The 22790-nt window shown below is 46.1% G+C and carries 21 protein-coding genes and 1 pseudogene; 17 read left to right on the top strand and 5 right to left on the bottom strand.

Annotation, left to right across the window (positions count from 1 at the left end; all coding sequences use genetic code 11):
* The first annotated feature begins 21 nt into the window (after nucleotides 1–21).
* The 7 genes and pseudogenes from peuA to OU793_RS17030 all read left to right on the top strand — a co-directional run bounded on the left by peuA (nucleotide 22) and on the right by OU793_RS17030 (nucleotide 7065).
* On the top strand, nucleotides 22–2115 hold the full coding sequence (gene peuA / locus OU793_RS17060) for a TonB-dependent siderophore enterobactin receptor PeuA (RefSeq protein ID WP_159404262.1): 2094 nt from the start codon (nucleotides 22–24) through the stop codon (nucleotides 2113–2115).
* Between the two features lie 74 nt (nucleotides 2116–2189).
* The gene (locus tag OU793_RS17055; protein WP_025605103.1) at nucleotides 2190–2957 is read left to right on the top strand and encodes a DUF3450 domain-containing protein; all 768 of its coding nucleotides are present in this window, start codon (nucleotides 2190–2192) and stop codon (nucleotides 2955–2957) included.
* Nucleotides 2958–4325 carry a MotA/TolQ/ExbB proton channel family protein gene (locus OU793_RS17050; RefSeq protein WP_029852796.1) on the top strand — a complete coding sequence of 456 codons (1368 nt, stop codon included), beginning with the start codon at nucleotides 2958–2960 and terminating at the stop codon, nucleotides 4323–4325. It begins immediately after the preceding gene.
* Entirely contained in the window at nucleotides 4325–4879 is a 555-nt protein-coding gene (locus tag OU793_RS17045; RefSeq protein ID WP_029809558.1) for a MotA/TolQ/ExbB proton channel family protein, read from the top strand. Before OU793_RS17050 ends, OU793_RS17045 begins: the two co-directional genes overlap by 1 nt.
* A complete protein-coding gene (locus OU793_RS17040) occupies nucleotides 4876–5280 on the top strand; it encodes a biopolymer transporter ExbD (protein WP_005459364.1) in 405 nt (134 codons plus the stop codon). The genes OU793_RS17045 and OU793_RS17040 overlap by 4 nt, the downstream gene beginning before the upstream one ends.
* A complete protein-coding gene (locus tag OU793_RS17035) occupies nucleotides 5280–5900 on the top strand; it encodes an energy transducer TonB (protein ID WP_005484262.1) in 621 nt (206 codons plus the stop codon). The genes OU793_RS17040 and OU793_RS17035 overlap by 1 nt, the downstream gene beginning before the upstream one ends.
* A pseudogene (locus tag OU793_RS17030) lies at nucleotides 5897–7065 on the top strand (hypothetical protein). Before OU793_RS17035 ends, OU793_RS17030 begins: the two are co-directional and overlap by 4 nt.
* A 73-nt stretch (nucleotides 7066–7138) precedes the next feature.
* On the opposite strand, the gene OU793_RS17025 reads toward OU793_RS17030, so the two are convergent.
* Complete coding sequence (locus OU793_RS17025) at nucleotides 7139–7630, bottom strand: hypothetical protein (protein ID WP_025442458.1); 492 nt, start codon at nucleotides 7628–7630, stop codon at nucleotides 7139–7141.
* Nucleotides 7631–7939: 309 nt separating this feature from the next.
* Between OU793_RS17025 and OU793_RS17020 the strand changes: the two genes are divergently transcribed.
* The 10 genes from OU793_RS17020 (at nucleotide 7940) to OU793_RS16975 (ending at nucleotide 15620) form a co-directional block, all read left to right on the top strand.
* The gene (locus tag OU793_RS17020; protein ID WP_025504827.1) at nucleotides 7940–8569 is read left to right on the top strand and encodes a PepSY-associated TM helix domain-containing protein; all 630 of its coding nucleotides are present in this window, start codon (nucleotides 7940–7942) and stop codon (nucleotides 8567–8569) included.
* 23 nt (nucleotides 8570–8592) lie between these two features.
* Nucleotides 8593–9132 (top strand): DUF2271 domain-containing protein, encoded by a 540-nt coding sequence (locus tag OU793_RS17015; protein WP_159404264.1) that lies wholly within the window; start codon nucleotides 8593–8595, stop codon nucleotides 9130–9132.
* A 15-nt stretch (nucleotides 9133–9147) separates the two neighbouring features.
* Complete coding sequence (locus OU793_RS17010) at nucleotides 9148–9978, top strand: DUF4198 domain-containing protein (RefSeq protein ID WP_140103182.1); 831 nt, start codon at nucleotides 9148–9150, stop codon at nucleotides 9976–9978.
* A gap of 42 nt (nucleotides 9979–10020) precedes the next feature.
* On the top strand, nucleotides 10021–10341 hold the full coding sequence (locus tag OU793_RS17005) for a hypothetical protein (RefSeq protein WP_005459329.1): 321 nt from the start codon (nucleotides 10021–10023) through the stop codon (nucleotides 10339–10341).
* A complete protein-coding gene (locus tag OU793_RS17000) occupies nucleotides 10338–10892 on the top strand; it encodes a hypothetical protein (protein ID WP_159404265.1) in 555 nt (184 codons plus the stop codon). Before OU793_RS17005 ends, OU793_RS17000 begins: the two co-directional genes overlap by 4 nt.
* A 22-nt stretch (nucleotides 10893–10914) precedes the next feature.
* Nucleotides 10915–11841 (top strand): metal ABC transporter substrate-binding protein, encoded by a 927-nt coding sequence (locus tag OU793_RS16995; RefSeq protein WP_140103180.1) that lies wholly within the window; start codon nucleotides 10915–10917, stop codon nucleotides 11839–11841.
* A complete protein-coding gene (locus OU793_RS16990; protein WP_005459358.1) occupies nucleotides 11841–12575 on the top strand; it encodes a metal ABC transporter ATP-binding protein in 735 nt (244 codons plus the stop codon). The genes OU793_RS16995 and OU793_RS16990 overlap by 1 nt, the downstream gene beginning before the upstream one ends.
* A complete protein-coding gene (locus OU793_RS16985) occupies nucleotides 12575–13450 on the top strand; it encodes a metal ABC transporter permease (protein WP_005479618.1) in 876 nt (291 codons plus the stop codon). The genes OU793_RS16990 and OU793_RS16985 overlap by 1 nt, the downstream gene beginning before the upstream one ends.
* A 35-nt stretch (nucleotides 13451–13485) precedes the next feature.
* The gene (locus tag OU793_RS16980) at nucleotides 13486–14355 is read left to right on the top strand and encodes an ABC transporter substrate-binding protein (protein ID WP_031381866.1); all 870 of its coding nucleotides are present in this window, start codon (nucleotides 13486–13488) and stop codon (nucleotides 14353–14355) included.
* A gap of 215 nt (nucleotides 14356–14570) precedes the next feature.
* On the top strand, nucleotides 14571–15620 hold the full coding sequence (locus OU793_RS16975) for a porin (protein WP_005459338.1): 1050 nt from the start codon (nucleotides 14571–14573) through the stop codon (nucleotides 15618–15620).
* 208 nt (nucleotides 15621–15828) lie between these two features.
* Here the strand turns inward: OU793_RS16975 and OU793_RS16970 are convergent, their stop codons facing one another.
* The 4 genes from OU793_RS16970 to speA form a co-directional block, all read right to left on the bottom strand.
* A complete protein-coding gene (locus OU793_RS16970; RefSeq protein WP_140103178.1) occupies nucleotides 15829–17994 on the bottom strand; it encodes a S9 family peptidase in 2166 nt (721 codons plus the stop codon).
* A 326-nt stretch (nucleotides 17995–18320) separates the two neighbouring features.
* Nucleotides 18321–19526, bottom strand: a complete 1206-nt coding sequence (gene emrD, locus OU793_RS16965; RefSeq protein ID WP_069501696.1) for a multidrug efflux MFS transporter EmrD — start codon at nucleotides 19524–19526, stop codon at nucleotides 18321–18323.
* A gap of 411 nt (nucleotides 19527–19937) precedes the next feature.
* Nucleotides 19938–20858, bottom strand: a complete 921-nt coding sequence (gene speB, locus OU793_RS16960) for an agmatinase (protein ID WP_005393578.1) — start codon at nucleotides 20856–20858, stop codon at nucleotides 19938–19940.
* 1 nt (nucleotide 20859) lies between these two features.
* Nucleotides 20860–22782, bottom strand: a complete 1923-nt coding sequence (speA, locus tag OU793_RS16955; RefSeq protein WP_005459323.1) for an arginine decarboxylase — start codon at nucleotides 22780–22782, stop codon at nucleotides 20860–20862.
* Nucleotides 22783–22790: the final 8 nt, after the last annotated feature.

The following is a 22790-nucleotide window of genomic DNA, read 5'->3' as shown; positions in this document are numbered from 1 at the left end:
AAATAATCGGAGTGAAAGGATATGTTTACTAAGAGCCATTTGGCATTAGTGATCGGTGCGGTGCTAGCAGCGCCTGCAGTGGCAAACGTTCAAACAGATGAGCACCTAGTTGTAGAAGGTCGCGAGTTCGGCTACAAAGCTGATACCAACAGTACAGCGATGCGTATGGAAATGACGCAGCTAGAAACTCCGGGACAGGTTGCGGTCATCGACGAAACCGTCATCGATGAGCAACGCGCAAGTACACTAGGTGAAGTGTTACGTAATGACGCGAGTGTAAGCGCGGGTGGAACTAGCCGTAACCGTGAACGTTTCTCGCTACGTGGTTTTGAACTAAGTAGCTCTGATGGCTTCTTACGTGATGGTCGTCAGCACTGGTCACATTACCGTCAGCCAATTGAGCTTTTAGAGCGCGTTGAAGTGCTAAAAGGTCCATCTGGTCTACTTTATGGTAAGTCTGAGCCGGGTGGCTTAGTAAACATGGTTTCTAAGAAACCAACAACACAAACACAGGTAAGCTTGAGCCAAGATATCGGTTCAAACGAACATTCGCGTACCGTACTTGATGTAAGTGGTTCTTTAAATGACGCAGAAACGCTACGTGCTCGCGCTATTTTTGCGAAAGAAAACTACAGCTCTTGGCGTACGTATGGCGATGGCACAAAGCCGCAAACTGACCGTGTTGTGGGTGGCCTAGTTGTTGAGTATGACATTACTGAAAACATCATGGTGTCAGCGCATTATGACCGTACAAAAGACGAAGGTAGCGTAGATTCAGGTGCTTACATCGTGGACGGAAAGCCAGTTCGTGGTGATAAGTACATCTGGGACGCTCAGTGGTCAAAAATTGATAACGACGTAGAAAACTACGGTATCGATATTAATGCTCAAGTTACTGATAACGTGAATGTGAAAGCGGGTTACAACCGTCAAGACTTTAAGCGTTTTGATGTAGAGTCTTACCCTAAGTTTGACAATTATGACAAAGAGGGTGTGATTCGACATAAAGGGAACGAGCGCACAGATAACTGGGTATTCGATACCGCGTACTTAGACGTGACAACCAATTTCTCTTTGTTGGGTACAGAAAATACGTTTTTGGTGGGGGCAAACTACCTCGACTACAAATACGACCGCTTTATGGCTTTCCATGCAGGAGAGGATGTAGCGGCAGGCACGACAGTTACTCGTCCTGGAACCGTACGCTCGAAAAAATACCCAAGAGGCGAGCATGACACTTGGGGTATTTACGCGCAAAACATGATGACGATTAACGATTACTGGCAAGTACTTGCGGGTGCTCGTTATGACGAAAAGCGTGAAGATTCGCTAACAGAGAACCAAGTTTCTCCAAAGTTAGGTGTGATTTTCCACCCGACATCGAATGGTTCGATTTACGTGCAATACTCTGAGAGTTTTATGCCGCAAGGTGAAGTCAGCAACGGTAGTCGTATTTACATCAATGATGGTGAGAAACTCGACGCTGAGCGTGGTATCTCTTATGAAATCGGTACGAAATGGGAACTGTTTGATCAGCGTTTATTTGTATCAGGTGCTGTATTTGATATCACGTTAGAGAATATCTCGCTAGATGTTGAAAGTGGTAAAGATGCTAGTAATCAGCTCCTACATAAGAAAACGCAAGGTGGTGAGCAAGTTCACAAAGGTGCTGAGTTAATGGCTCAAGGTTTTGTGACTCCAGAGTTGTCGCTAACCGCTTCTGCAATGTACTTGGATGCCGAGTTGAAGAAGGCAGAAAGATTTGAAGGCAACCGCCCTGCAGATGTGCCAGAGTTCTCGGCAAGTCTATGGTCTAGCTACAAGGTTCAGGACAATACGAACCTAAACCTTGGTTTGATTTATGAAGGTGATCGCTACGGTGATGCAAAGAACACCTTCAAGAAAGATGGCTACGCTCGCATTGATATGGGCGTGTCATACAAACATAAGTACGATGAAAACTTGGACATCATCGCTCGATTCAATGTCGAAAACTTATTCGATACTGACTACCTCGCAGGTGGTGGTAGCACGAACGGTGATCAAAAAGGCGCGAGTGGCGTAGTGGTTGGAGAAGAACGAAACTACATGGCGACAATCCAGTTCAAGTACTGATAACAATTTGATTAGTAAAGGGGAAGTCCGGTCTTCCCCTTTAGTCGTTTTTAGGAAATAGCATTTAAACTCGTATGAATCTAATGAAATCAAGTATCGCTCTGTTGATCTCATCCGTTTTGATTCCTGCCCACGCAGCGAATTTAAACGATGCACAAGCAGTGCAGAGTAAAACTAACCAAGCATCAGCGGTTAGCCAAAAACGTATTGATGCAAGCGCAGAAAAGTCTCTGACGCTGGAAGCGGAAATCGAACAGCTTCAGGAAGAAGTCAGCAACTTGAAGATTTATCGTGATCATCTTTCAAGTTTGGTTGAAAGCCAACATCAAGAAGTGAACAGTTTGAACGAGCAAATTGAGCAGATTGCTCAAACTCGTCAGGGTGTCGTGCCATTGATGTATCACATGCTTGAAGGACTCAAGCGCATAGTGGCCAGCGACAAACCTATTCGTAAAGCTCAGCGTGAAGAACGCATTGCGAAGCTTGATGATCTGATGACGCGAGCCGATGTTGCCGACGCAGAGAAATTCCGTCGAATCCTAGAAGCCTACCAAATTGAAATGGACTACGGCACCAAGCTTGGTATCTACCAAGGCAAAATTAATCTAGATGCTAACGAAAAAGTGGAAGCTGATGTCCTTTACTTGGGCCGTGTATCTTTGGTTGCGCGTAGCCTGTCTGGTGACAAATTCTGGAGTTGGTCGCAACAGAAACAAGCTTGGCAGCCTGTTGGTTCGGAACAAAAGACCGAGCTAGATAAGGCGTTTGCTATGGCAAACAAACAAATTGCACCGAGTATGTTGACTCTGCCAGTGTCACTAACGGTTGCGGAGGGCAAGTAAATGATCAAGAAATGGCTATCGGTTGCTCTTATCTCAACCGCGGCGATGATGCCTCACACGACGTTCGCGAGTGATACGTTGTTGCAAAAAGCGCAGCAAGAAAATCGTCAGCAGCAAACGCACAATGCGTCACGTGAATCGGGTTTCAAGAAAACCGAACAAGAGCTGCAAGCAATTAAAAACAAGCTTGTTGCTGAGCGTGCAGCCCTTCAAGCCGAAGCTGATACATTAAGCGTCACGTTTAGTGAAAATGAAGCGGAACTGGCTCAGCTAGAAGAAAAATTGCGTTTAGAAACGGGCAGCCTAGGCGAACTATTTGGTGTTGTTCGTCAAAACGCGAAAGAGCTTGAGTCAGAACTGAAACACGCAGTGACAGGCGTAGATGCCAACTCATATCAAAAAGACATTGAAGCTATTGTCGCGGCGAAGTCTCTACCGACGTTGAAGCAATTGCAAGCGATGTGGCGCAGTATGGAAGAGCAAGTTACCGCAAGTGGCGAACTGGCGAAGGTCTCTTTCACTTTGCTCGATGGAGAAGGTAAAGAACAGAAAGTCAACGGTGTTCGTCTTGGCGCAATGGCACTACTTGATGACAATGGCTATGTGAAATGGAACGGCCAGCGTGGTGACGCAGTGAACTATTTGCGTCAGCCAGAAAATGGTCCGACTGCGAGCGCATTCACCAACGGCGAATTGGATTCGTTAGTTATTGATCCATCGCGTGGCATTCTTTTAGAACAACTAGCGAACTCGCCAACGCTGAAAGATCGTCTAAATGCGGGTGGCGTAGTTGGTCAGATCATCCTTGTTCTATTGGCGATTGGTTTGATTATCGCGTTGGTTCGCGGTGTGTCTCTTTTCATTGCTCGCCAAAAAATCGCGAAGCAGCTAAAGAATCCAACCAAAGCAGAAGATAACCCTCTAGGTCGCGTTCTTTCTGTTTATCAAAACGACAAACATCGAAGTGTCGAAGCATTAGAATTGCGTCTACTTGAGGCGGTGGTTGATGAGCAAACGCACCTTGAAAAAGGACTATCGATGCTCAAACTGCTTGCAGCGCTGGCACCAATGTTAGGTCTGCTAGGTACGGTAACGGGCATGATCGAAACATTCCAAGTGATCACTCAGTTTGGTAATGGCGATCCAAAAGTCATGGCGGGCGGTATTTCGATGGCGTTGGTGACAACGGTTCTCGGCTTGGTAGCCGCAATGCCACTGCTTCTGGCGCATAATGTGCTGAGTTCTCAAGCCGAGAGCATTCGCAACATTCTAGAAAAGCAGGGTATTGGCTTAGTTGCTGAACAAGCAGAGCGCGATATGTCTAACAACAAAGGCTACCGTAACACGATAGCGGAGAACGCAGCGTAATGGAGCAGATCCTACTCAACACTTTGGGTTTGATCAGTGAGGATTGGGCCAATACCTTGATGAGCTTTATGCAGCAAGGTGGCCAAATCCTATGGTGGTTGGCTGCCGTTGTAGCGGTGTGTTGGTTACTGGTTATGGAGCGAGTGGTTTACTTAACGACGGTATTTCCGAAGGTAAATAAACAGCTTCGTGAACAGTGGCAGGCACGGTCAGAGCACCACTCTTGGTATGCACATCAAATCCGCGATGGATGGATTGCAAAGGCACAAATCGAATTGCGCCAAAATCTTTCAACGATCAAGTTATTGGTGGCCATTTGTCCCATGCTTGGTCTGTTGGGTACTGTCACTGGCATGATTACCGTTTTTGACGTGATGGCCTCACAAGGCAGCAGCGATCCAAAATTGATGGCTTCGGGCATCTCTTTAGCAACGCTGCCTACTATGGCAGGTATGGTGGCGGCATTGGCGGGCATGTTTGTACATGCTCGTTTAAGCAAAGTATGTGAACGTAAAGCGATCCAATTAGAACAATCTTTAAGGAGTCAGAAGTGAGACTCGGACGCAGACCAAATCAACAAGACGAAGCTCAAGTCGATTTAACATCGATGCTTGATATTGTATTTATCATGTTGATTTTCTTTATTGTTACCAGCTCTTTCGTGCGAGAGTCTGGCGTGGAAGTGAACCGCCCTCAAGCATCGAACGTGGTCAGTCAAAAAGACGCAGGTATTTTCATCGCCATTACGGCAGCAAACGATGTATACATCGACAAACGCTTGGTCGATCTGGAACGCGTAGAAGCATCTATTGAGCACCTATTGCTAGACCAGCCAGATGCATCGTTAGTGATTCAGGCTGATGAACACGCTTACAACGGCACCGTTGTGAAAGTGATGGATGCCGCTAAAGGTGCTGGCGTGAAGAACATTGCACTGGCAGCGGAGAAACCTTAATGGGTAGGCTGTTAATTGCGTTACCAGCGTCATTATTGATCGCCGTGAGTTTGTTTAGCTTTATGGCGTGGATGGTCGATAATGGCAATCAACGCGCACCAAAACCGTCTGAGGCAGTGCGTTTTGATATGGTCATGGTTGAAAACGATGCCGATGTGCAGCGTCGTCAACGTTCAGTACCAGAGCAGCCAGAGCCACCTCAAGCACCAGAGCCGATGGAGCTGTCTCAAGCCAACACGCAAGTTGAGCCGATGAGCCAAGTAACACCGATCAGCGCGCTTGGGTTAAACACGGCGTTAGATGGTATTGCGATTAATGCGCCAAACCTAAAGGGAACCATGGGCAATCAACAAGCGTTACCGCTGTATAAAGTTGAACCTCGTTACCCAAGTAAAGCATTAAAACGCAAGGTTGAAGGCTATGTGATCATGCGCTTTACGATTGACACGACAGGTCGTCCAAAAGACATTGAAGTGATCGATGCAGAGCCAAAGCGTATGTTTGAAAAAGAAGCCATTAGCGCGTTGAAGAAGTGGAAATACCAACCCAAAGTTGAAAATGGTGTGTCGATTGAGCAGTTCGGACAAACCGCAAAAGTGGAGTTCAAATTAGGCAAATGATGAAGAAATTCTTAATCACAACGCTGCTTAGTTTGACCGCAGCCAGTGCGATAGCTCAAGAGCTTAGCCAGTACACCGCATCTAGAGTGCAGCGTGCGCACAGCCTAGCTCAAGAAGAGAAGCTTAAAGAAGCGATCTCAACTCTCGAATCGTTAGACCTATCGCGTGGTTACGATCAAGCGTTTGTTGCTCGTATGCTTGGTATTTTTTATTGGCAGAATGAGCAAGTTAAGCCAGCTATCAAGCAACTGGATTTCGCGGTAAGCAGTGGTTTATTGCAAGACGAGCAAGCGTGGCAAACACGTAAAATGCTAGCGGATATTTTGTTGAACGAACAACAGTTTGCTAAAGCCTTGCCTCACTATTACGAATTGAGTAAAGCCGTACCTAAAAACCAGAAAGCTCATGAAGTTTGGTTGCGCATCGCACAATCGCATTACCAGTTGAGCCAATGGAATAAAGTGTTATCAGCGATGGGTCGCTACGAGAAGTTTGGTCAGCCAGATGAACTCGGCCCATTGTCGATTAAGCTTTCGTCTGAACTGGAACTCAAAAAGTGGCAGCCTGCTATTGTCACCATCAAACGTTTGATTGCAATTGAGCCTGAACGAGTTGAGTGGTGGCGTCAGCTCGCTTGCATTTACGTGTCGATGACAGCAAACGCGCACTAGATGTAATGGCTTTAGCCAAGCTACAAGGTGTCGCGCTCAGTCAAGATGATCTTAAACTGCTGGCACAGCTTTATGCGAAACGTGGAATCCCAGAGCGTGCTGCTTTAATTATGGAGCAGTTGGAAGACCTTAACGTCGATAGCCAGTTAAAAGCTCAGCAGGCGACCTATTGGCAGATGGCAAAAGAGTGGGATAAATCCATCGATAGTTGGCGAATTGCCGCGAAGTTGGATTCTAAATACTACTGGAACTACTCTCAGCTACTTGTTCAACAAGGCTATTACCAACAAGCATTGGCTGCTTTGGATAAGGTAAAAGGTCGTAATGCTGACGTCGCGCTCATCAAAACCAGAGCCTACTACAAGTTGAATCGATTGGATGACGCATTGGCGAATGCGAAACGTGCGAATGAAATCAAACCATCGAATCAAGCCAAGAGTTGGGTGAAATACTTAACCCAACGGCGTAAAGCGGAAGCAACACAAAGCTCTTAGCGCAGAACAAATGAAAAGACCCGAAGTCATTCTCGGGTCTTTTACTATATGTAGAATCTGATTTTAAACAGAATTACCCATCAACTAGTTGTTCGTAAAAACGCAAAGCATTAAATGGTTTTGAAAAGAATGGGTTGTTTAAAATGTACTCTTGATCTTGTCTGCGTAGGGCTTCAAATTTTTCTATTGAGTTAGGTATGATAGAAAACGTTAACTTTTCTGTGACTTGGACTAGCTTTAGCGTCGATGCTCTCGTCGAATTATGCTTTGCAACCAATAGCTTATAGGCGAGCTGTTGTTTTTCTTGTAGGACGCAATCTTCGAAAGAACGTTGGCTCAGAAACGGTAAAATAGGGCGTAACAAATCATGATTGGTTTTAGCGAACGCCAGCGTTTCTGCATCAGGCTTGTTGTCTTTAGCTATCTGCTCGCATTGTTCTATTTTCTCTCCGTATGCACTTATCGATTGGTTAAGGCTGATAAATACTTGGTTTTCAAAGCTATCGCTTGCACAAGTACTTGACGAAACAATCAATAGAGTGAGAGCAGAATTTTTTAACTTCATAGTTAATCTCATCGCCTATACTATTTTGACTAAGTAAAACTCATTAGAACTTTGCCATCATTGCTTATAGCGAATGAAAAGTCGGTAATTTATGGTGAAATTGGGATGAGACTGGAAATTTAACCTTTCCAATTTGACTAGTTTGCCATCTAACCTATTTGTTTCCATTTCTTTTGGAGTAGATCTAAGTCGCTCGACTAGACCTCAACTACCCAGCAGTTTTTAAACGTAAACAATGTAAATTAAATGCCAATAAGAATGATTATCACCTAAATTATGCTCCACATTTATTGGTGATGATTGTTTTCTATGTTGCTTAAAAGCAAAGGTGTTCAAACGTGGGCGCGCCGTCTACATATCTATATTTCGATGGCTCTTTTATTGGTGACGCTGTTTTTTGCGCTCACTGGCATCACGCTAAATCGTCCTGAGCTGTTTGAGCGAAAAGAACCCATCATTCAACAGCACACCATCATCATCCCGCCGCAGACCTTGTTTTTGAACGGCGAAAGCTTCCAGCCAAACCGCGTTGCACTCATTGACTTTTTGACCCAAGAAGTGGCTTTACGTGGCACTCCATCTGCTTTGGACGTTTACACCGAAGTGGATCAAGGTGAATTGGTGCTTGGCGAGCTCTCTCTGGATTTCAAAGGGCCCGGTTATAACGCCACGGTTTTCGTTGATATGACCACTGGCGACGCCGATATTGAAACCACCAATTATGGTGCGATCGCACTGCTGAATGATCTGCATAAAGGTCGTAACAGTGGTGATGTTTGGAAGTGGTTTATCGACATCACTGCACTACTGATGGTGTTTTTCGTCCTGACCGGTGTATGCCTGTTATTGCCGAAGAAAAAGACGTTCAGAACATCACTACAGTGGATGAGCTTTGGCTCGTTGCTGTCGCTCGTCATTTATTTTGTTGCTGTGCCTTAACAGCCAGTTGTAGAGAAAAGCTTATGTTGAACACAGGCAAGTTACTTCGCCAAAACCTAGTTTGCAAAGCGGCGTTGGTAGCGGCTTTAGCACCATGGCCAGTTTTGGCTGCGCCTTTACCTGATGCTGCCAAAATCGACTTTGAATTTGAATTGCCGAAGATCGATACCTCAATGTACGCCCGTCCTTACGTCGCAGTGTGGGTTGAAAATGAACAACGTCAATCCGTTAAAACCATTCAGCTTTGGGTCGGTAAGGATGAGTGGCTCAAAGACATGCGCAGCTGGTGGCGAAAAGTGGGTCGTTATGATCGCGATCTGATTGACGCTGTGACGTCTGCGACTCGCCCTGCTGGGCATTATCGATTTGTTTGGGATGGTACTAACGACGCAGGCGAACGCCTTGAGCAAGGTGATTATACCTTACATGTTGAGGTCGTTCGTGAACACGGTGGTCGCAACTACTTGCGCCAAAAAATGACATTAGCGGACAGTGAGGTGCGCTACCAACTCAAACCAACTCAAGAGACGGGGGTCATCACCGTCAATTACCAAGTTAAGTGATAGAAGGACACAACAATGAAAACCAAAATGAAAGCAGTGGCGTTAGCAAGCGTAATGGCAATGGGATTAGCTGCAGCGACAACGGCACAAGCGCATCCTCGTTGGGTTTTGCCTTCACACTTTACCGTTTCTAAAGAAGGTGGTGATTGGCTCACGTTCGATGTGACTGCTTCTCATGGCACATTTGTATTCGATAAGCCAGCAGGTAGCGAACAAGCTTTTGTCATCATGCCGGATGGCCGCTCTGAGCGTCCGAACTTTGTAATACGCGGTAAGCGTCGTTCGATGTTCGATTTCTTCTTTGTTGAAGAGGGCACGCATAAGGTTGCGATCAACAATGAGCCGGGCTACTACACCCAGTACAAAGCAGGTCGCCGCGATACTGTGAAGTGGGTTAGAGCCAATAAAGCTGAGCGCGCTGATGTGCTACCAGAAAAAACGCGTGATGTGGTCACTCAGCTAAGCTACACCCGCGCAGAAAGCTACATCACGGTCGGTAAACCAACAGAAAAAGCGTTAGAAATTGAAGGCAAATTGCTAGAGCTAAAACCGCTGACTCACCCATCTGACATCATTGAAGGGGAAGCGGTGACGTTCCAGTTCTTCTTCAATGGCAAACCTCAACAAGGTGTGACGGCAGAGATCACGCGTGAAGGAACGTTGTATCGCAACCATCAAGAGCAAATTGACGTGGTGAGTGATAAAGACGGAAAAATTACTTTTACGCCAGACGTGGCAGGGCGCTACCTAATGAAAGCGAACTACAAAGGGGTGCTGAACAATCATCCGCTAGCTGACAAAACCAGCGCGAATGTACATCTAACGTTTGAAACTCTACTCAACTAATCGAATTAGGCTCAGCAAGCTCTGAGCCATTTTGGAATCAACATGAACAACACTTCTATTCTTAAAGCTGCTCTGCTACTGGCTGGATTTTCTTCCTTTCACGCTTCTGCTCACTTTCCTCTAATGAGTTGTCATTTATCTCAAGATAAAGTGATTTGTGAAACTGGCTACTCTGATGGCTCAACCGCGATCGATTACGATGTCGAAATGTACGACTACGAAGATAACCTCATCGCCAAAGTCAGAACAGACAAGCGTTCTATTGCCGAGTTTTCTCATCCAAAGACTGATTTCTACTTGGTTTTCGATGCCGGTCATGAAAGCCCAGTTGAAGTGGATGTGGTTGAGCTGAAAGAGAAATGATCACACAAAAAGTTCGTCCCGATAACGGTAGCCGAGAAGGAAAATGGGTGGCACTTACCATCGCTGGTATTCTTGCTTGCGCCAGTGTTTTGATGCCTCTGCACCAAGTTGATTCTCCCTATTCTGAAGTGCTTTCTCATCAAATTCGAATCACGGACTTGCACCAAGAAGAGCTCGGTTTGATTGCCGAGCTAAAACTGGCGCATGAAGAACTGCGCGATTTACACGCAGAGTCCGGTACTTGGCCAGATACGGAAGAGATGGCGTCACTGTGGATTGCCCCCTTTGTTCAAGATCAAAACTGGAAGCGTAAAGGTTCGCATCAATGGCAGAGCATTGGTGACGGGATCTATCTGGGCATCAGACAGAGTGAGCAAGGGGCGGCTTCAATGATTCTAGATAGTCGTCAAAGCCACGCCGACATTTGGCTAATCGATGCCCATGGTTTTGCGCCAACCCCAACATTGAGCGAAGAAAGCCATCGCCATCAACAGGGGTGGCAACAGCTAATTCTCTCTTCTCCATCTTCTGCTCACCTTTCGCACACTTAACTCAATTCAAAGAATACATATTATGATCACACGTTCGCTTTTACGTTCCATGTTTGCATCTTGCGCTTTATTGGTCGCTAGCACGTCCAGTTTCGCGAGTGACAAAATGAAAATTGGTATCACGCTTCAGCCTTATTTCAGCTATGTGCACGCTGTTGTTGGTGACAAAGCGGAAATCTTGCCGCTGGTGGATGCTGGCTTTAATCCTCATAACTACTTACCGCAACCGAATGATCTAAAACGTCTTAATGAAATGGATGTCATTGTGGTGAATGGTATTGGCCATGATGATTTTGCATTGAAGGTGATCAACGCGTCGCAACGCGATGATCTCGTTGTCATTGAAGCCAACAAAGAAGTTCCGCTATTGCCAGCAATGGGACAATCAGTTGGGCAAGGCGCGGTGAATCCACATACGTTCGTTGGGCTCTCAACAACGATTCAAAAGGTTTATACCATCGCGAGCGAGTTGAGCAAACTCGACCCTGACAATGCCGATTTCTACCGTAAAAACGCGCGTCAATACGCCAAAACTTTTCGCATGATGAAACGTGATGCCATGTTGTCGTTGGGCGAGTTGGACACGACGGGTATGAAGGTTGCGACAACGCACAACGCATACGGCTACATTCTGCAAGAGTTTGGTGTGGATGTTGCCGCAGTGATTGAGCCAGCTCATGGCGTGGAGCCGAGCGCGAGCCAACTGCAAGAGACGATCGAGAAGATCAAACGATCTGGCATTGATGTGTTGTTTTACGAGCTGAATATGCCAAATCGCTTTGTTGATACCATCGAAGAAGCGACAGGAGTTAAGCTCTACCGTTTTTCTCACATGACGCATGGGGAATACGAAGCGAACAAAGTGGAAGTTGAGATGCGCGAAAATGTTGAGACCTTGATTGAAGCGATGAAGTTCGTGGCAAGCAAACACGCACAGGAGAAAGCGTAATGCTTGGTCCTTCTATCTCGATAGATAATTTAAGTCTCCAATACGGTGACAACGTGATATTGCAAAATGTCACGACAACCTTCGAGCCGGGCAAGTGCCATGTGATCATGGGTCCAAATGGTGGAGGAAAAACCTCGTTGTTGCGCTCCGTACTTGGACTTACGCCTTTTACTGGCGACATTTCCGTTCACTGGCCGAATAAGACTCACAATAAGCTTGGCGGAAACGTTGGTTATGTTCCTCAAAAAGCGATGTTTGAAGCCAGCTTACCGCTAACGGTGATGGATTTTGTGTTGCTGAACCAAACACGAATCCCACTATTCTGGCGCCGTAAAACCAAACAAACACAACGTGCGTTGGTGCAATTAGATCGCGTCGGCATGGCCGCTCGCTCAGATCGTCGTATGGGGCAACTTTCTGGTGGTGAGCAACAGCGTGTGTTGTTCGCTCAGGCTTTGTTAGATGACCCAAGCTTATTGGTGTTGGATGAGCCTACAACAGGGATGGACGAGCAAGGTGTGCGTTACCTTGAAGGGTTGATTCATGAAGTTGTCGCGCAGGGCAAAACGGTGTTAGCGGTTCATCATGATGTCACTGCGGTGCGTCGCTTAGATGCAGAAGTGCACGTTGTTAACCGTCAGATTGTGGCGTCCGGACACCACTCGGATGTTCTGAGCCCAGATCGTATTGAAACACTATTTAAGCACTACACAACCAAAGTGGAGGCGGCGTAATGGAGTGGTTACGAGCACTGGCGGTGAGTGGTGTAGACGCTGGATGGTTGAGCGACAGCTTTGCGTACGCTTTTATGGTGAACGCGATGGTCGCTGCGCTGATTTTGGGGCCGCTACTCGGCGGGCTGGGTACATTAGTGATTGCTAAGCGTTTGGCGTTTTTCTCCGAAGCAGTAGGCCACGCAGCACTGACGGGTATCGCTATTGGTGTTTTACTTGGTGAACCGCCAGAAAACCCAATCATAGGGTTGTTTAGCTTCTGCATGATCTTTGCGTTGCTGCTGCACTTCGTGAGAAATCGCACCAATGTACCTTATGACACGTTGGTCGGTGTATTTCTGGCGTTAGCTCTGGCGGTCGGGGCGGCGTTGCTGATGTACGTCGCACGTAAGATCAACATACACATGCTAGAAAACGTACTGTTCGGTTCGATTTTGACGGTGACTGATAGAGACATCACGTTGCTTGCAGTGAGCTGCTTGATCATCCTGCTGCTGCTGATTCCGACATTTAATCGCATTTTGCTCACGTGTATCAGCCCAGATATTGCTCGCGTGCGTGGCTTCAATACCAGCTTTTACGATTACCTATTCGTCATGATGATCACTTTAGTGACGATCGCCGCAGTGAAGATCATTGGTGCCGTGTTAGTAGGTGCTCTGCTGTTGATCCCTGGTGCGACAGCTAGGTTGCTCACCAAGCGAATGGGAAGCTTTGTATTGCTTTCTTCTCTGCTTGCGACGGTTGCTTGCTTGGTTGGCACCATATTGCCAATGGAGCTCGACTTACCGGTGCCATCGGGCGCGTCGATCATCATTGTTTCCGCTGCTTTCTTCTTAACTGCAACGGTATATCGAATTATTCGTAAGGCGTGACCACGCTTTTACATACCCAACTTAAGTATCTCGACATGAAAATGAAAACTCTTACTTTAGGTTTAGGATTGATGGCGGTGAGTACATTGTCATCATTGGCGATCGCCAAAGATATTTTAACCAGCATCCCTGTGACTTACATGCTGTCGGAGCAACTGATGAAAGGAACGGGCGTGGAAACCACATATCTGCCTCCCAAACGCTATGGCATTGAACGCGTGGCGAATTGGTTTGCCACTAAAGGTGCAAACCAAGTTTCAGAGGCAGGAAAGAGCGCAACCGTGGCCATCACCATGAGAGCCATTTGGGACCAGGACCCGACGTATGTCTACGCACGACAAGGCAACATTCGTTTGATCGAAATTGATGCGTCACAAGCGATTTCCCCTAGAGCTCAAGGCGTTGCGGCCTTAAAGCTGGAAGATGGAGCCACATCTAAATACGTTTGGTTGAACCCAAGTAATTTAATTCGTATGACAGCGATTGTCGGTGACGATCTGCAAAAGTTGTATCCGCAGTTCCAAGAGCAAATCCAAAGTAATCAACAAGCATTAATGCTTAGCGTGCGTGAGTTGATTAACCAACAACAAGCAGTGATATTTGAAAAAGAGATCGATTCAATCGTGTTGATGAGTGAATCACTAGAAGATTTTGCTTCAGGAAACCAACTTTTTGTCGTCAAACGTCAGTTCAAACCAGAGTTAGAATGGAGTGAAAAAGACAAACTATCTTTAAAAGCTCAGTTTGAACAAGATAAAACACTATGGTTGGTGACGGATAAAAAACCATCAAAAATCTTAACTTCTTTGGTATCACCGGATCGCATACTGCAAATTGATAATATTGACCGCTGGGGCAGTAAGGGTATCAAAACTGAGAAGCCACTCGCACGGTGGAAGATGTAACACGTAAAATGCCACAGAAGTAATGATAGGGAATGAAAAGTTCCCTATTTTTTTGTGGCGTAGTTCAAGAATTGAGTACAAATAATACCAGTTGCATAAGAAAGTGTTTGTTTCATTTATATTTCATTACTACTTTGTTATCTGTTCGTTGCGAACGATTCAGTTTTATTCTGTTTTGAAACGAACCGGTACAAACAACTATACGGATGTTAACAATGAAAATGAAAACTCTAGCCGTTGCAGTGGCGGCACTAGCATGTGGTTCACAGGCCTTCGCAGCAGAAGTTTATAACAGCGATGGTACATCTTTATCGATTGGCGGTCACGTTTCTGTTGGCGTGGGTGAGTATTTCGAAGATGAAGTGAAAGTTCACCAAGTGTCTCCGCGTATCAACGTGGCGGGTAAAAAGGACATTGGCAACGGTGTTACTGTAGATGCGAAAGGTGAGTGGGCTCTTAACTACCTTAAAGGCGGAGAGCAATCTTTCTCTACTCGTTTGGGTTACATTGGTGCAACCCATGAGCAGCTTGGTCGTGTTGTTGCTGGTACTCAGTGGGCACCTTATTACGATGTTGCGGGCGTAGCGGATTTGCCAATCGCGTTTGCTAACGATTTCTTATACGACAATCATAATAATCTGGGTACTGGTCGTGCTGAGAAAATGATCAGCTATCGTAAAAGTTTCCAATTCGGTGAAGGTTTTGCTTTCAACCTTGGCCTAGGTTGGCAGGGTGAAAACGATGACACAGGGTTGTCACTTGTACAAAACCCGAGCACTGGCCTTCCTGAGTATGTTTCTAAGGGAAACAAGTATGACCAACGTGGTCAAATCGCACTAAGTGGCTCTGTTGCGGGCTTCGGCATTGGTTACGTATACAGCGGCGGTGATGTTGAGATCTCTTCTTTAGGTACTAAGTCAGCTGAATCACACCTATTCTCTGTAAATTACGGTGAGTACGGTTCTGGTCTATACGCAGCTGTTGTTTACGGCATGAACGATTACTTCTACGAGATGCGTGAAGAGACATCTCAGCTTGAAGGTCTATTGGCGTACGGCGTAAATAACTGGACGTTCAGCGTTAACTACGAAGGCGTAGAAGACGACAAAGACAACAAGACAGTTAAGAGCGAAACAGCACTACAAGCTGAGTACTCAGTGACTCCTTCGTTCGTTACTTTCGTTGGTTACCAATTCGACCTAGGTAATGACTACAACAACGAAGAGAACGATTACTGGACTCTAGGCGCTCGTTACTACTTCTAATAAATAGGACAGTTTCTACTGCCTAAACACATTTATTGTGTTAACGCCTACTCGTTGTGAGTAGGCGTTTTTCTTTCCGCTTTGGTGGTGATTTCCCCCTAAGCAGGTGGAATGAGGTTTAGGCTTAAATTGCTTCTCTGCTTCGAGAATATGTCCAAACAAAAATGCCCGCAGTGTGCGGGCATTTTTATGAGTGGCGTGTATACGCTTATTTTTTATCGAGCAAGTCGAGGAAGAACGCGTATTCCAGTGCATCTTCTTTCAAACGTTTGAATCGGCCAGATGCGCCGCCGTGTCCTGCTTCCATATCGGTTTTGAACAACAAGACGTTATCGTCGGTTTTCATTTCACGAAGCTTGGCTACCCACTTCATCGGTTCAAAGTACTGCACTTGAGAGTCGTGTAAGCCTGTTGTCACCAACATGTTCGGGTAGTTTTGCGCTTTGACATTGTCGTAAGGCGAATAACTCAACATGTAGTCATAGTATGTTTTGTTGTTCGGGTTACCCCATTCATCATACTCATTCGTGGTGAGTGGAATCGATTCATCAAGCATCGTTGTAACAACATCGACAAATGGAACATGTGCGCCAATACCGCGATACAACTCAGGGGCTTGATTAATAATGGCACCCATCAATAAACCGCCAGCAGACCCACCAACGGCGAAGACTTTGTCTTTCGCGCCGTAGCCTTGCTCAACCAAACCTTTAGTCACATCAATAAAGTCGTTGAAGGTATTCTGTTTGGTGAGTTTTTTACCATCTTCATACCAAGGTCGGCCTAGCATTTCAGAACCGCGAATGTGAGCGATTGCAAATACAAACCCACGGTCTAGCAGACTTAGTCGTGTAGAGCCGAACGTCGGTTCGATGGTCGCACCGTAAGAGCCGTAACCGTATTGGTAAAGCGGATTTGTACCATCTTTCTTAAACAAGTCCTTACGATACACCAGTGACACAGGGACCTCTTTTCCATCACGTGCTTTGATCATGATGCGCTCTGATTGGTAGTTATCCGCATCAAAGTCACCCAATACAGGTGTCTGCTTCATGATTTCAGATTCGCCCGTTTTCAGATCGAAGTCGTAGTAGGTTCCTGGAGTAGTCAAGCTACTGTAGTAAATGCGAACTTTTTTGTTATCCAGTTCGAAGTTGCCTGTTAAGTATGCCGCGAACGCATCGTCATTAAATGTGAGCGGGAATTCTTTTCCTGTTGAAAGCTGACGCACAGTGACGCTCGCTAGACCGTTAGAGCGCTGCTCATAGACGAGGTGGTCATCGAATAGCTCGAAGTCGACAAGTTGAGTATTGTCGTCTGCGGCAATCACGTCTTGCCATTTAGAACGATCGTGTATCTCCTCTTGCTTAACTTTCATCAAACGGAAGTTGACGGCTTGATAGTTGGTATAAATGTAATACCAATTGTCTAGCTTGGAAATGCTGTATTCAATGCCATCTTCACGAGGGTAGAACGGTTCCGCCTTCGCTTTAGGATTGTTCGCATCGATGATGGAGACGCCGCTGGTCTCTGTACTCGAATGCCAAATGTAAACGTCGTCACCATCTTTGCTTTTGCTTAGTGAGGTGTAATAGGCGCTGTCGGTTTCTTCAAAAATCAGCTCATCACTGCTTTGTGGTGTGCCTAATACGTGACGATAAACTTGATAGCCTAGCAAGGTTTGTGGATCTTTTTTGATGTAATAGAAAGCGTTGTTGTCGTTCTGCCATGCGACAGCGCTTGACGCCCCTTCAATTTCATCTTGTAAGTAATTACCTGTGGTCAGATCTTTAATCTTAATGGTGTAAACACGGCGGCTTAATGTGTCTTCGCCATACGCCAATAAGTTTTCATTCGGGCTGACGTACAGGCCACCAATACTAAAAAATTCATGCTCTTTCGCAAGTTCATTGACATCTAAGATGACTTGTTTGTCTTTACCAGCAAAATCTTTCGCTCGAAGATGAACTTCGTACTCGTTATCTCCGGTAACTTCACTTGAGTAGAAGTAGTTTCCTTTACGCACAGGAACGGAATTGTCGTCTTTTGCTATGCGACCTTTAATTTCTTCAAATAGCTCATTTTGAAGAGCTTCAGTGTACTTGAGAACGGTTTCCGCATACTGATTTTCTTGCTCTAGGTGCTGCAAAATTTCTGGATCTTTACGCTCGTCGTCACGCATCCAGTAGTAGTTATCAACGCGAGTATCACCATGAATGGTCATCGCGTGAGGGATTTTTTTTGCAACCGGGGCTTGAGTTTGCTGAGCAACGATCTGTGATTGGGAATATTGAGTCATGGTTGGAGTTCCTTGATTGCTGCATCCGGCGATAAGCGCGACCGATACGGCCAACGTAGTTAAAGTGAAACGCATCTGTTTATCCTTATATTTTATACCTAAGTTGCCTCATCCTGAGGGTATGGACTTTGGTTTCATTGAGAGTTTTCAGGCTGGTCACGCTTTTGTTTTAGAGAGCAGAAATGTGGTTCGAGAAGTGAATACTCTCACCATTTCTGAACGGCTCATTGTTGTGACCTGTTGGCTTGAAAACGCATTGTGTAAGCAACTGTTATTTTTAACAAATATCACTTCTAAAGTTAAATCATTCTCATCAATAAATAGAGGGAGTGTGATATGAAAAAAGGGACACACTATTTCGTGTGTCCCTTTTCAATGTTTTGGTCAGATTGAAATGGCGGTTAAATGACTTGTGGCATTTCGTTTGAGTGATCGTGCGCTCTGTGTACCCACAATAGGCCAAGCATCGCGACAATTGACATTGCCATCATCAAAACTCCAAGCGGCATTTGGTTATGCGCTGGGAATAGCGATGCAAGCAAGGTTGCAATACCGGCGCCCAAGTTCTGCATGCCACCCAGAGTCGCACCAGCTGTCCCCGCGTGGTAAGGGAACGGAGCAATTGCGCCTGTTGTTGCTGCAGGGAACAGGATGCCCGCACCTAGGAAATAAATAGTTGCACCACCAATTAACGTCAGTGCAGTTGTTACGCCAAACAAGCCTGGGATTAATACGATGGCTGAACCGATAAAGATCGACACCAAGCCAATATTTAACGCACGACGCTCAGAGCGACGCTGCGCGATATAGCTAGACAAACCTGCCCCCACTAAGTAGCCCGGGATCGGCAAGATAAACAGCAAACTTACGGTAGTGGCTGGTAATGCCAATACACCACCTAGTAATACCCCAGCAGCTGCTTCGAACACACCTACGCCAGCAAACGTCGCAACTAGGCAGATTAAAAAGCCTTGGAAGCGGCGGTCAGACAAAACGTGCTTGTAGCTTTTTGCCACTGGTTCGAACTTGCGTTTCTCTTTTGGCAGAGTCTCCATCATGCTGGTCATCATGGTAATCACCACCGCGATGCCGAACAGGGCTAGAAATAGGTAGCTAGAGCGCCAACCAAATGCTTCTGTTAGGTAGCCGCCAAGTACTGGTGCCATTAGTGGTGAGAAAATCACGCACATGCTGATCAAGCTGTTTGCACGATGCAGCTCAGCACCTTCAAAGCAGTCGCGAGTTAGAGTTCGTGACATCGCGCCGCCACAACCGATCCCCAAACCTTGAATGAAGCTACCAGCCAAGAACCACTCAAATTGGTGTGCAAATAGCGCCACCAAAGTACCTAGGATGTAGATAAGTAGACCGACGATGATGATCGGTTTACGACCTAAGCGGTCTGATAGCGTGCCGTACGCAAATTGAGACAAGCCATATGGGATCAGGTAACAAGCCATCACTGCTTGAAGTGATGACGCAGATACCAAAAACTCACCCGCCATATGACCGATTGAAGGCACGTACATTGTCTGGGTCATTTGACCCACGGCAGTCAATATTGCGATTAAAAAGGTAAGTTTCGCTAATGGAAACGAGGCAGACATTTGCGTATCTCTCCAAAAAATTTAAGACGTAAAAACCCTTAGCTCTCCAAGTCGAAGTGCCAATTTATTGCTGGTGTTACGGGGTTATTTGCGCGAGATATTAGTGCTTGCCTATACAATTAGCAATCTAAAAGTGTGAACTTGAGCAAGATAAAAATCTATGATTTGGATTAGAAAAACTAATCATTATTTTGTGGGAGTAAACGCATGATGCTATTTTCTCAATTCAGGGGAGGTTTCTATGTCGATTCGACATATGGTTATTGCTAGATCATTGGTTCTACTGATAAAAACAGTAGATGAGAAAGTACCAATCTTTAGTGTGGGAAAAAGCGATTTTAGGTGAGGAAAAGGCTTAACAAGCCGCGATAAAGAAAAAGGGAGCCGAAGCTCCCTTAGAAATGATTATGTCTATTCGCGGCCAGATGCGTATGCGTAAAGCATTTCTAGTGCGATGGTTGCTCCCGCTAGTGCGGTAACATCGCTGTGGTCGTATGGAGGCGATACTTCTACAACATCCATACCCACGATATTCATGCCGGCTAAGCCACGAATAATTTTCAGCGCTTTGTCTGAGTTCAAGCCACCACAAACTGGTGTACCTGTTCCTGGTGCAAAGGCTGGATCCAAGCAGTCGATGTCAAAAGTAACATACACAGGCTTGTCTGCGACGGTGCGACGAATCTCTTCTAAGATCTCGTTCACCGACATGTCATTCGCTTGCATCGCATTAATCACATTGAAGCCGTGATCTTGCTGTTTGTACTCAGTACGAATACCGATTTGTACTGAGTTCTTCGCTGAGATCAAACCTTCTTTCGGCGCATGGTAGAACATCGTACCGTGGTCGTATGAACTGCCATTTGCGTAGGTATCCGTATGAGCGTCAAAGTGTATCAAAGCCATTTGACCATGATGCTTTGCGTAAGCACGTAGGATAGGCAGTGTGATGAAGTGGTCACCGCCCAATCCCAACATGGTTTTGCCGCTTTTTAGAATTTCACTGGTTGCCGCCTCTAGACGGTAAGTGAAATCTTCCGCATCACCGCAATCGAACACAAGGTCGCCCGCGTCGATCACTTTCAGTTTATCCAATACGTTGAAGTCCCAAGGGAACTTCTTACCTTCCCATGCCAAGTTGACTGAGGCACGGCGAATTGCATCTGGACCCATGCGTGCGCCTGGACGACCAGATGTAGCCATGTCCAGAGGAACCCCTAGCACCACAACGTCTGCGTCTGCCGATACCGGATTACGAATGTACGGTAGACGTAAAAACGACATAGAGTTGGAGTAAAGCGAATAATCGGTTTTAGTAAACAAATCATTCATATCAGAAGTCCTCTAAATAGGTGTATCCCGCTAGACCTTGTTCTAGTTCTGCTAGGATTTGTGCTTGTTCATTGGCTTCAACTCGTTGGGAAACCAATTGTTTGTAATTGTCACGAATCGCATCCACGTCGATATGAACGTAGCGCATCATGTCTTCTACACTATCACCTTCATTGATGTAACTGATCTCAAATTGACCGTGTTCATCAACATTGACTACTGCACTGTGGGTATCACCAAATAGGTTGTGCATATCACCAAGGATTTCTTGGTATGCGCCTACTAGGAAAAAGCCCATTAGGTACGGTTTGTCTTTGCTCCAAGCTGGTACAGGTAGCGTGCTCTCGATGCCTTGACCATCAACGTAGTGATCGATCGCGCCATCAGAGTCACATGTGATGTCCAACATCACCGCACGACGCTCTTCCGCATCGCCAAGACCAGAAAGTGGCAGAACAGGGAACACCTGATCAATACCCCAAGCATCTGGTAGAGATTGGAAGAGAGAAAAGTTCACGAAGAACTTATCTGCAAGACGTTCGCTCAGCTCGTCCAGAATCGGACGGTGGAAGCGATTCTTAGTGCTCATCTTGCGGCTTAGTTCGAAGTAAATACGCAGTGACAGTTGTTCTGCCCACGCACGTTGCTCCAAGTTAAGCACGCCAGTTGCGAATTGAGAGTGTACCTCTGCCAAATCACTTTGGGTATCGTTGTAGATCTCAATTAACGCACGAGCGTCTGTACCATCTTGTAAGTTTTCCCAGTTTCGCCACATGTTTTGCAGCAAAAGTGGAGCATCTACGCCCAGTTCATGCACTTCTTCCGGTTGGTATGTTTCGGTACCAATTACATTCGAAATCAATACAGCGTGGTGTGCTGTCAGTGAACGCCCGGATTCAGAAATGATCACTGGCATTGGTTGTTCGTATTGCTGACACACATCGCCCACTGTGTTGACGATATTACGCGCGTACTCTGCAAGGCCGTAGTTCATCGAGTTCGATGATTGGCTGCGTGTACCGTCGTAGTCGACAGCCAAACCGCCGCCCACATCGAAGTATTCGATGTTTGCACCCAGTGCGCGTAGTTCGCAGTAGAAACGAGCAGATTCGTTCACACCATTACGTACGTCACGGATGTTTGCCATCTGTGAGCCAAGGTGGAAGTGAACCAATTGCATCGCATCTAGGCTGCCTTCGCGTTTCAGACGTTCAATAACGCTGAGCACTTGCGATGCAGACAAACCAAACTTCGATTTTTCACCGCCACTTGCTTGCCATTTCCCTGCACCTTGAGATGCGAGGCGAATGCGCAAACCAAGGCGCGGTTTTACGCCCAAGCTTTTCGCTTCTTCTAGCACCAGATCCAGCTCAGATAGCTTCTCTAGTACGATGAATACTTTGTGGCCTAGCTTTTCACCGATCAGTGCAAGACGCACATACTCACGGTCTTTGTAGCCGTTACACACGATCACGGAGCTGCCTTGTTGAGCCAATGCAAGTACTGCCAACAATTCTGGCTTGCTACCCGCTTCAAGACCAAGCTGTTTGGTTTCTAGTTGAGCTTGGCTCGCTAGAATTTCATCCACCACTTCACGTTGTTGGTTTACTTTAATTGGGTACACCAACAGGTATTTGTTTGGATATTGGTATTCTTCAATTGCTTGGTTGAAAGCGTGGCAAATTCCATGCACACGTTGGTGCACGATTTGCGGGAAGCGCACTAATACAGGCAGATTTAACTGCTGCGCTTCTAGCTCATTTACAATGGCACTGAAAGGGATTTGATGTGCACGATCACTACGAGGTGATACGTAAACCTCGCCTTGGTCATCAATACCGTAGAAACCTTGGCTCCAGTAGTGAACGTTGTAGTCCGCGCGGATGCGGTCTAATTTAGTTGCTTTTTCCAACTCGATTCTCACAAAAATGT

The organism is Vibrio sp. VP6, from assembly GCF_028823755.1.
Lineage (GTDB): Bacteria > Pseudomonadota > Gammaproteobacteria > Enterobacterales > Vibrionaceae > Vibrio > Vibrio parahaemolyticus.
Note: the sequence above shows the minus strand (reverse complement) of the source record. Positions and strands in the feature narration are given on the sequence as shown.